At 69.9% G+C, this 10,891-nt stretch carries 4 protein-coding genes; all 4 read right to left on the reverse strand.

The window, feature by feature from the left end; translation table 11 throughout:
• Window positions 1-30: 30 nt before the first annotated feature.
• The 4 genes from FMP39_RS05215 to FMP39_RS05230 all read right to left on the reverse strand — a co-directional run bounded on the left by FMP39_RS05215 (window position 31) and on the right by FMP39_RS05230 (window position 10,590).
• A complete protein-coding gene (locus FMP39_RS05215) occupies window positions 31-3,111 on the reverse strand; it encodes a type I polyketide synthase (RefSeq protein WP_228557684.1) in 3,081 nt (1,026 codons plus the stop codon).
• A gap of 18 nt (window positions 3,112-3,129) precedes the next feature.
• Entirely contained in the window at window positions 3,130-7,734 is a 4,605-nt protein-coding gene (locus tag FMP39_RS05220; RefSeq protein WP_141588877.1) for a type I polyketide synthase, read from the reverse strand.
• 146 nt (window positions 7,735-7,880) lie between these two features.
• Window positions 7,881-8,912 (reverse strand): LLM class flavin-dependent oxidoreductase, encoded by a 1,032-nt coding sequence (locus FMP39_RS05225; protein WP_141588878.1) that lies wholly within the window; start codon window positions 8,910-8,912, stop codon window positions 7,881-7,883.
• A 229-nt stretch (window positions 8,913-9,141) separates the two neighbouring features.
• Window positions 9,142-10,590 carry a hypothetical protein gene (locus tag FMP39_RS05230; protein ID WP_141588879.1) on the reverse strand — a complete coding sequence of 483 codons (1,449 nt, stop codon included), beginning with the start codon at window positions 10,588-10,590 and terminating at the stop codon, window positions 9,142-9,144.
• Window positions 10,591-10,891 lie beyond the last annotated feature (301 nt).

Raw genomic sequence — 10,891 nt, forward strand, 5'->3', positions numbered from 1 at the left:
CTGTCTCTCAAAAGGGGTGTGGGCGCGCGGCTAACGGCTGGCCGCGCCCTCCTTGGCGGTGAGCTCGGCCAGGATTCGCAGCAGGGCCTCCACCTCCGGATCGTCGTGGCCGGGGCTCTTGCGCTGCTCCGCCACCAGGGCCGCCAGTCGAGCCACCGTCGGCGCCTCGAACAGCGATTGCAACGGCACCGTGAAGCCGAAGGTGTCCCGCAGCCGTCCCACCACCGTGGTGGCCAGCAGTGAGTGTCCGCCGAGCGCGAAGAAGTCGTCGTGGACGCCCACCGGGCGCACGCCCAAGACGTCCTCCCAGATGCGCGCCACCACCTGCTGGTCCTCGGTGTCGGGAGCCACGTAGGCCACGGCCAATGCGGGGCGGGAGTAGCCCGCGGCGGGAGGCTCGTCGGGCTCCTCCGTTTCGGGGGCGCGCTCCGCAGACGGCGCGGCGGCCAGGGCGCGGTGCCCGTCGGGGGAGACCCAGTAGCGCTTGCGCTCGAAGGGGTAGGTGGGCAGCCCGACGCGTTGGCGCCGTGCCTCGCCGTTGAAGGCTTCCCAGTCCACATCCACGCCGGACAGCCAGAGCTGTCCCAGCGCGCCGAGCAGCACAGCCGTATCCGCCTGCCGCGTGTCCGGATGACGGAGCGATGTCACCGTGGTGGGCGCCTGCCGGAGCGCGCCAGGCTGGGACGCGAAGGTGGTCAGCGTGCGGCCGGGACCGACCTCCAGGAGCACCTGCGCGGGTTGCAACTGCGCGAGCCCCGCGGCGAAGCGGACGGGCTGACGCAGGTGGCGGGCCCAGTAGGCCGGGTCCTTCGCCTCGGCGGCCGTTACCCACGTGCCGGTGACGTTGGAGAGGAAGGGAATCTGCGGCGCGGACAGCTTCATCCGGCGCAGGCGCTCGGTGAAGGGCGCGACGATGGGGTCCATCATCGCGGAGTGGAATGCGTGCGAGGTGTGCAGGCGACGCGACTGGACGCCACGTGCGTCCAGCCGGGCCTTCAGCGCGTCCACGGCGTCGTCGGGGCCGGCGACCACCGTCATCGACGGCGCGTTCACCGCGGCCACGGACAGCCGCGCATCCAGCGACGACACCAGCTCCGCTTCCGACAGCGCGACGGAGAGCATGGCGCCCGGCGGCAGGTCCTGCATCAACTGGCCCCGCGCGGTCACCAGGGCTAGCGCGTCCGGCAAGGTGAAGACGCCCGCGAGGCACGCGGCCACGTACTCACCGATGCTGTGGCCCACCATGGCCTCGGGCCGAACGCCCCAGGACATCCACAGCCGCGCGAGCGCGTACTCGATGATGAACAGGGCCGGCTGGGCCAACCGCGTCTGCTGCAACTGCCGTTGGGCTTCCTCGGCGCGGTCCGCGGCGGGGAAGAGAACCTCGCGCAGATCCAGCTTGAGGTGCGGGATGAGCCGGGTGGCGCAGTCGTCCACGTCCGCGCGGAACCCACGCTCGTTTTCGTACAAGCCCTGCGCCATGCCCGCGTACTGCGCGCCCTGGCCAGGGAACATGAACACGGTGGGGCGGCTGGTGCGCTCCTCGGTGGCGGAGAGCTGCCGGCTGATGTCGCCCAGCGCCGTGAGCGCGTCCTCACGCCCCTGGCAAACGATGGCGCGGCGGTGCGGGTGGCGCCGCCTGCCCACCTGGAGCGTGTACGCCACGTCCGCGGGTTCCAGGCCCTTGTTCGCGCGGAGGTGCTCCTCCAGCCGGGAGGCCTGCGCGGCGAGCGCCGTGGGTGTGCGCGCCGACAGGACCAGGAGTTGGTGCGAGCGCGTGGACGGAACCGGAGCGCGGGAGGGCGGCTCCTCCAGGATGACATGGGCGTTGGTGCCGCCCATGCCGAAGCTGCTCACGCCGGCGCGCCGAGGCTCGCGGGCGGGTGCCTTCCACTCGCGCAGCTTCGTGTTGACGTAGAAGGGGCTCGCGTCCCAGGGGATGTTGGGGTTCGGCGTCTCGAAGTGGAGGCTGGGTGGCAGCTTGCGGTGCTTCAGCGCCAGCGCCGTCTTGATGAGGCCCGCCACGCCCGCCGCCGCGTCCAGGTGGCCCAGGTTGGGCTTGATGGAGCCCAGGGCGCAGGTGCGCGGTCCGGCCGCCTCGTCTCCGAAGGCGCGGATGAGGGCCTGCACTTCGATGGGGTCTCCCAGCGCGGTGCCGGTGCCGTGCGCCTCCACGTAGCCGATGCTCCCGGCCGATACGCCCGCGCTGCCCAGGGCCTCGGAGATGACAGCGGCCTGGCCCTCGACGCCCGGCGCGGTGTAGCCCACGCGCGCGGCGCCGTCGTTGTTCACCGCGGAGCCCTTGATGATTGCGTAGATGGGGCTGCCATCCGCCAGCGCATCTTCCAGGCGGCGCAGCGCCACCACGCCCGCGCCGCTGCCGAAGACGATGCCCTGGGCCTGCGCGTCGAACGGGCGGCAGTGCCCGTCGGGCGACAGGATGCCGCCATCCACGTAGCGGTAGCCGCCCTGAATCTGGAGGTTGATGGACACGCCACCCGCGAGCGCGAGGTCACACTCCTGGTTGAGCAGGCTCTGACAGGCGACGTGGACCGCGACCAGTGATGTGGAGCACGCGCTCTCGATGTTGAAGCTGGGGCCGCGCAGGTCCAGCTTGTAGGCGGCCCGCGTGGTGAGGAAGCTGCCCGCGTTGCCCAGGTTGAGCTGGAGCGGGTCCGCCGTGCGCATCAGCTCCGCGTTTCCTAGCAGGTTGAGCAGCAGGTAGGTGCTCAGGGCCTGTCCGCCGAAGACACCCACCAACAGCTCGGGAGGCGGCGCGCCATGGCCCGCGTCCTCCAACGCCTCCAGCGCGCACTCCAGGAAGAGGCGCTGCTGCGGGTCCATGACCTCCGCCTCGCGCGGTGTGTAGCCGAAGAAGGCCGCGTCGAAGCCCGCCACGTCGTCCAGCCGTGAGGCCACCTTCACGAAGTGCGGATCCTTCAGCACCTCGGGGGGCAAGCCCGCCTTGAGGACTGCCTCGTCCGAAAGCGGCTCAATGGACTCCACGCCGTCGCAGAGGTTGCGCCACAGCTCCTCCAGGCTGCGCGCGCCCGGGAAGCGCCCGGCCATGCCGGTGATTGCTATCTCCATCCCCGTGTTGTTGTCTGACACGCTGTCCCCCTCTTGCGCTCAGTTCCCCGACTGGCGCCGCTGCTGGATGAGCTCCCGACGCCTGGCTCCGCGGCTTCGCCGGTCACTGGTTGTGGCCGAGGCCTGTTCCTGCCCCCGGGTCAGAAGCCGGGCCATGGCGCTGAGCGTGGGGTTCTCGAAGAGCGACACCACCGGCAGGTCCTTGCCGAAGCGGCGCTTCACCTCGTTGATGACCTTCAGGCCAATCAGCGAGTTCCCACCGAGTTCGAAGAAGTTCTCATGCAGCGCCACGCTCTCCACGCCCAGGAAGCGCTGCCAGATGTCCGCCAGCTCGCGCTCCGCCTCATCCATGCTGGCGGGCGCCGCGCGCTCGCTCGCTGGCGCGGCGTCCGTCTCCATGGGGCCCATCAAGTCCTGGAGCAGCGAAGCGCTGCGCGCCATGGCCGCTCGCAGGTCCTCGGTGGACACCACGACGTGGGTGGGGGCCTGCGCCAACACGCGCTCGAAGACGTCCACGCCCTCGGCCGGTGTCAGGGCATGGGCCAGCATCGCCTCCCGCATCGGGTTGGCGCCGTCCGGCATCTGCGTCGTTACGGCCTGGCCCACCTCGCGCCAGGTGTCCCAGCCCAGGGAGATGATCGGCACGTTCCCCATCGCCGCGGACTGGTGAGCAAAGGCATCCTGGAAGGCGCACGCGGCGCAGTGGTCAATCTGCCCGGGCTCCGCCGTGTAGGCGGTGCGAGACGAGCAGAGCACGAAGAAGTCCAGGGGCGTGTCGCGCAGCAGCGCGTGCAGGATCCACGTGCCCGACACCTTGGGGCGCAGGACGTCCTCCACGGCCTTCTGGGTGCGGAGCTGGGCCAGTCCGCCCGCGGGCACGCCCGCGGCGTGGATGACGCCATGGAGTTCGCCAAAGGCCTGTCGCGCCCGGCGCAGCACCTCGGCCATCTGCTCGGCGTCGCCCACGTCCGCGGGGAGGACCAGGACCTCGGAACCCAGGGCCTCCAGCGCCAGCACCTGGCGAATCCGCTGACTCACCCGGTCCTGCTCACCGTGCTCGGTGAGCCACGTGTCCCAGGTGTCACGTTCCGGAAGGGGATTGCGGCCCACCAGCACCAACCGGGCCTGGACCTGCCGCGCGAGCGACTGCGCCAGCACCAGGCCGATGCCACCCAGGCCGCCGGTGATGAGGTACGTGCCTCGCGGACGCAGGCGCGACGGCGCATCCGTGGCGGGCGCGGAGATGCGCACCTGCTCGAACGACTGTTCCCAGCGGCTCGGGCCTCGGAGCGCCACGGCGCCGTTGGAAGAACCCGTGGCCAGCTCACCCACCAGCCGCGTCACCAGGGACTGGAGCGTCTTGCTACAGCGCGGGGCCTCCACGTCGATCGACCGACATGACAGGCCCGGCACCTCGTGCGGCAGCACGCGGCAGGCGCCCAGGAGCGTGGCCTTCTCCGGGGCCAGCACCTCATGTCCGGTGACGGCCTGAACGCCGCTGGAGACCACCGTCATTTGCACGGGCCCGGATGCGCCATGGCCAGCCAGGGCCTGTGCGAGGAAGAGCAGGCTGAAGAATCCGGTGCGCTGGGCGTGCTCCAGGCCCGCCAGTCCTTCTCCCGCGGAGTCCACGCTCCACAGGTGGACGATGCGCTCGGGCCGGCAGGAGTCCTCGGAGAGCGCGTTCAGCAGCGCCGCGTAGGTCTCCGGGCGGGTTGGGTCTACTTCGAAGGCGCCGTCATCCACGCGGCGGAAGTCGGAGCCCTGCGACACCCGGGTGACCCGGCCGCCGCTCTCCGCCAGCCGTGTCGCCAAGGCGTCTCCCAGTCCGCCGGTGTCGGTGAAGACGAGCCAGTTCTGGGGTGCGACGGTGGTTGCGCGCGGTACGAGCGTGCGCTTCCAGGAGGGTAGATAGAACCAGTCCGCCGCGTCCTTGCGCCGGGCGAGCGAGACGTCGCTGGCGACCGTGATGCCGGCTGCATTGGGCTCCAGCCAGTGCCGCTTGCGCTCGAAGGGGTAGGTGGGTAGCACCACGCGCCGGCGCTGCTCTCCGGCCTGGAGACGTCGCCAGTCCATGGGAACGCCCGCGGCCCAGAGCCGGCCCAGTGTGGTGAGGACGAAGCGCATGTCGGAGCCGGGCTCACGAGGCGCCCGCATCGACGTGAGCACCACGGTGGGCTGGCCGCGCTCCACCTGCAGGCGCGCGAGCGAGCCCAGCGTCCGCCCGGGACCGACCTCCAGCAGCACGCGCGACGGGTTCTCCAGCAGGCAACGCACGCCCGGACCGAAGCGCACCGTCTGCCGCAGGTGGCGCACCCAGTACCTCGGGTCGGTGGCCTCCTCCTCGGTCACCCATGTCCCCGTGACGCCAGAGACGAAGGGCTGCGTCGGCGTCTGGAGCTTCAGCCGCCCGACGAAGGCCGCGAACGCCGGCAGGATGGAGTCGATGAGGTGGGAGTGCGCGGCCACGTCGATGTGGACGCGGCGGTGCTCGATGCCTCGCGTCGCCAGGTCGGCGGAGAGCGCATCCACCGAGGCGGTGTCGCCGGCCACCACGCATTGCGACGGTCCGTTGACGGCGGCCAGGGACAGGTGCTCGCCCAGCATCGGCAGCAGCTCCTGTTCGGACAGGGCCACGCTCACCATCGCGCCGGAGGGAAGCTGCTCGAAGAGGCGGCCACGCTCGGCCACCAACGCCAGCGCGTCCTCCAGCGAGAAGACCCCCGCGAGGCAGGCGGCCACGTACTCGCCCATGCTGTGGCCAATCATCGCCTCGGGCCGGATGCCCCAGGACTCCCACAGCTTCGCCAGCGCGTACTCCACCGTGAAGAGCGCGGGCAGGCCCACGGAGGGACGAGGAAGGGGCGCGCCCGTGTCCGCGTCGCCCGCCGGGTACAGCACCGTGCGAAGCGACGGTCCGCCGCGGCGCTGGAAGATGGCGGCGCACGCGTCGAAGGCCTCGCGGAAGGCGGGCTCCTTCTCGTACAGCTCCTGCCCCATGCGCAGGTGCTGCGCGCCACCGCCGGGGAAGAGGAACACGACGGAACGGCCACCGTCCTTGGCCACGTCCGTGAACACGCGCTCGGGGTTCACCTCGGACAGCACCGTGGCCGCGTCCTCGCCACTCTCGCAGACCACGACGCGCCGGTGCGGGAAGGCCTTGCGGCCCATCTGGAGGGTGTAGGCCACGTCCGCCAGGGACTGCTCGGGGTGCGCCTCCAGGTGCGTGCCCAGGTTCTGGGTGAGCGCGTCGAGCGCGGCCGGCTTCTTCGCGGAGAGCACCAGCAGCTGCCAGGGCCGCGACGGACCGGAGGGCGCCGGGGGCGGCGGCGCTTCCAGCAGTGCGTGGGCGTTGGTGCCACCAATGCCGAAGGAGCTCACGCCCGCGCGGCGCCGGTGGTCATGCGGCTGCCAGTCCCTCAACGCGGCGTTCACGAAGAAGGGGCTGCGCGCCCAGTCGATGTTCGGGTTGGGCGTGCGGCAGTGGAGGGTGGGGGGAATGCGTCCGTGCTCCACCGCCAGGGCCGTCTTGATGAGCCCCGCCACGCCGGCCGCCGCGTCCAGGTGGCCGATGTTCGACTTGACCGAGCCGAGCGCGCAGAAGCTGGTGGCCTCGGTGCCGGCGCGGAAGGCGCTCGTCAGCGCGGAGACCTCGACCGGATCTCCCAGCAGGGTGCCGGTGCCGTGCGTCTCCACGTAACCCACGGTGTCCGGCGTCACGCCCGCCAGGGCGTGGGTGCGGGCGATGACCTCCGCCTGTCCTTCGGCGCTGGGCGCGGTGTAGCCGAGCTTCGAGGCGCCGTCGTTGTTGATGGCGGAGGCCCGGATGACGGCGTGGATGTGGCTGCCGTCCGCGAGCGCGTCATCCAGCCGCTTGAGCACCACTACGCCCACGCCGCTGCCGAAGAGCGTTCCCTGGGCCTGTGCGTCGAAGGGACGGCAGTGGCCATCCGGCGACGCGATGCCGCCGGGCTGGTGCACGTAGCCCGTGCGTTGGGGCACGTCCACGGACACGCCGCCCGCGATGGCCACGTCACACTGGAAGCCCATCAGTGACTGGCAGGCCAGGTGGGTGGCGACCAGCGACGTGGAGCAACCCGTCTGGACATCCAGGCTGGGGCCCTTGAGGTCCAGGTGGTACGCCAGCCGCGTGGCGAGGAAGTCCTTGTCGTTGCCAATCATCACCTGGAAGCTGTCGCTCGACTCGAGCAGCTCCGGGTGCGTGCGCAGGTTGAAGAGCAGGTACGTGCTCAGGCTCGTGCCCGCGAAGACGCCCACCGAGCGCGACTCCGTATCCAGTCCATGGCCCGCGCGCTCGATGGCCTCCCACGCGCACTCCAGGAAGATGCGGTGCTGCGGATCCATCAGCGCCGCCTCGCGCGGCGAATAGCCGAAGAAGCTCGCGTCGAACGCGTCCACCTGGTCCAGCACGGCCCCGGCGCGCACGAAGCCCGGCTGTCGCAGACGCTCCTCGGGAACGCCGCGTGCCTTCAGTTCGTCGTCCGTGAAGAAGCGGATGCCTTCCACCCCCTCGCAGAGGTTCCGCCAGAAGGTCTCCACGTCGGGGGAGCCCGGGAAGCGGCCCGCCATTCCGACGATGGCAATGGCCAGATCGTCGCCTTCACTCAGGTTGTCTTCGCTCATGGCTGTCGACGAACTCACGTTCAGGAAGCGAGGTGGGGTAGCGGTCCGGTGGCACCACGCACACTCCCCACGGAGCCCTCATGCCGCGGGGCTCAGGGCGGTGACCGTGACGCGGGGCAGGGCTCCGCGTTGCGCGGAGGCGAGGCTCAGCTGGCTGCCTGGGCGGCGGGCGGCGTGCTCGAGAGAGAGAACGCGTCAGCGAGCAGCTCGTAGGAGCGCATCCGGGCGCGATGGTCGTGGACGATGGTGGTGACGAGCAGCTCGTCCGCCTGGAATTCGGCGGCCATGCGCAATAGCTGTTCCTTCACCTGGTCCGGTGAACCACACACGACGCGCTTGCGGTCGAACTCGAGCGTGGCCAGGTCCTCGGGCGTGTAGGCGTAGGCCTCCGCCTCCTCGATGGAAGGAATGGGCGCTTCGGGCCGGCCCCTGCGCGTGTTGATGGTCAGCAGGTCGCTGCTTCGGGCTATTCGCCGGGCCTCCTGCTCGGTCGGGGCACAGATGACGTAGACGCTGACGGCGGAGTTGGGCGCCGCCTGCACGTGCGAGGGCTGGAAGCGCTCGCGATACCCCCGCGTCACCGGGCCACCGTGGATGGGGTTGAAGAAGTGCGCGAAGCAGAAGGACAGACCCAGCCGGGCCGCGAGCGCGGCGCTCTGCTCGCCCGAGCCCAGGGCCCAGACCTGCGGCATGCCCGGCGCCATGGTCTTCAGGCTCAGCTTTTCGAACTCCGGCGTCGCGGGCGTGGTGCCCGACAGGAAGGCGACGAGGTCCTCCAGCTTCGTGGGGAAGTTCTCGTTGTTCATCGGCGGCCCGTAGGCCAGTGCGCGGGCCACCAGGTCCGTGCTGCCCGATGTCCGTCCGATGCCCAGGTCGATGCGGTTGGGGTGGAGCGTCTCCAGCAACCGGAAGACCTCGGCGACCTTGAAGGGGCTGTAGTTCGACAGCAGAACGCCGCCCGTTCCTACCCGGATGCGAGACGTCGCCGCCGCGACATGCGCGACGAGGATTTCCGGCGCCACGCCCGCGAAGTGTCCTGAGCCGTGATGCTCCGCGAGCCAGAAGCGGTGATAACCGAGCTGCTCGGCGGCTCGAGCCAGCTCCACCGTGTTTTGGAAGGCCGCACGTGTCTGGGAGCCGCTGGCGACGATGGAGTGATCGAGAACACTGAGCTTCACGGCGAGCGTTCCTTCCCGGGCAGACGGCGCCCTCGGGGCCGCTTCGAGACGGGCCGAGTCGTCGCGTGTCCGCGTTTCATGATGGTGACAAAGCCTATATTAACGCGGTTATCTGCGACAAATGGGATTTGGTTGATTATGCTTGAAAAATGAGAATGGGTGGCAGCCCGGAGTGCGCCTGAATGCCAGGGGCTCTTTCATTCCCTGAGGCTCGGTGTGACACAGGCTGTTACTCGACGACGACGAGCGCGCACATCAACGCGCCTTGGGTCGCGTTGACCACGTCCTTGCCCTGACCGGTGGGGTTCAGTCGCACCATGGTTCCGCCGTAGCGCTCACCGAAGACAAAGGCGCCCCAGATGAGGATGTGGGGGCCCACGGCGCCGTCGTCCCGCAGGAAGTGGTAGGGGCGGGGCTCGACGCGCTCCTGGACAATCCAGCCGCCGTGCTCCAGGGCTTCCTGGATGGCGGCGTCCCAGTCCTCGGCGGTCATCGCGCGGCCAATCAGCACCGACTTACCGCCATAGGCGCGGCCCGCCTTGAGCACCAGGCCTTCGCGCTTCGAGGCGGCGAGCTCGTCGGGCAGCCACACGGAGGCGCCGTCGCGCGTCGTCTGCGTGGCGCGCACGCGGCGCGTCCAGGGAATGTGCCGGCGGATGAGCTCCCGCTCCTCGGGAGTGAGCGCGGGTGACGCCTCGTTCTCCGATAGCAGCGCGATGTTGAGCTTGTCGTCGAGCAGCTCCTGCGCTGGACCGTTGTAGAGACACAAGGTGCGTGCGGCGAGCGCGGCGCGGACGCGGGCGTCGAAGTCCGGGCCCACCACTTCGAGCCGATCTCTCGCGTCATGTTCCTGCACGGCATGCAGCCGCCGGCCGCGCATCGTGAAGCAGTGGCCCTCCGCGTCCTTCACCTCGCTGTAGGTGCCGATGAGCACCTCGCCCTTCGCGCCTTCAGCAGCGAGCAGTTCGCTCAGCGTGCTGTTGAGCAGCAGCGTCGCCATCTCCCTGCCCGCGGCTTCGGGCAGCTCGTTGTCGGGGAAGAGCACGGCCAGGTTGCATTCGCCATCCCACGCAACGGTCCGTCGCACGTCCTCGACGACATGACTCAGGAAGGCGCGCAGCGTGTCCTGCAACTGGATGCGCAGGCCCTGCTCCTCGGTGAAGCGCTGGAGCACGGGCTGGTCCATCACCACCTGAGCCTTGAGCCCCGTCTCCCATCCGCCCAGGCCCGCCATCATGTTGATCTCAAGGCACTTGAGGCCGTCGGCCGAGTCGATGAAGTCCCCGCGGCTGAGCGCGCCGCGCGCGTCCTCCGTGTTGGCCAGGACCTCCGCCGCCACGCGAGCCCGTTCCAGCGAGACACCGTAGTAGTCGGCGATGCGCCGAGGGTCGCCGTCCAGCAACAGCCGAGGCCCGCGCTTGACGAGCCGGCAGAGCTTGACCGAGACCTCCTCCAGCTCACGGTCGCGGCGCGAGTCGATGAGGAGTGGCCACCGGTGCAGCTCGTAATACATCAGCGGTGACGCTTCGAACTTGTGGAAGCGGTGCCGCGCGAACACCTCGGGCGTCCGCTCCGCGAACTTCAGGAAGGCCACCGCCGCCGCGGACAGCTCACCGTGCAGCGCCTGGATTTCATCGGAGAACTTCAGCTCGCCTGGGGATTCGTTGACGTGTGGCATTTTCCGGGTAATAGCACTTTGACTCAGAGTGCGTATAAAGCGGCTGTTTTACGTGCTCGAAGCGACGGCGGCTCACGCGGAGGCTTCAACCTTCCGGGGCGTCGGCTGAGCTGATCCCGCAGCGCGAGCGGGGTGTTGGTCTGGAGCCGCGTCAGCAGCCGCTGCGCTCCGATGCGCGCGAGCCCAGCACCAGGACTCCGGACGAAAACCGGAATGTGGGTGCTCATAGCTTATGCTGCGCGTTCCCCCCCAGCGAAGGTCTCCGGCTTTTCCACAGATCCACCCCTTGGAACCTCTCACC

Source organism: Myxococcus sp. AB056, from assembly GCF_006547365.1.
GTDB lineage: Bacteria > Myxococcota > Myxococcia > Myxococcales > Myxococcaceae > Myxococcus > Myxococcus virescens.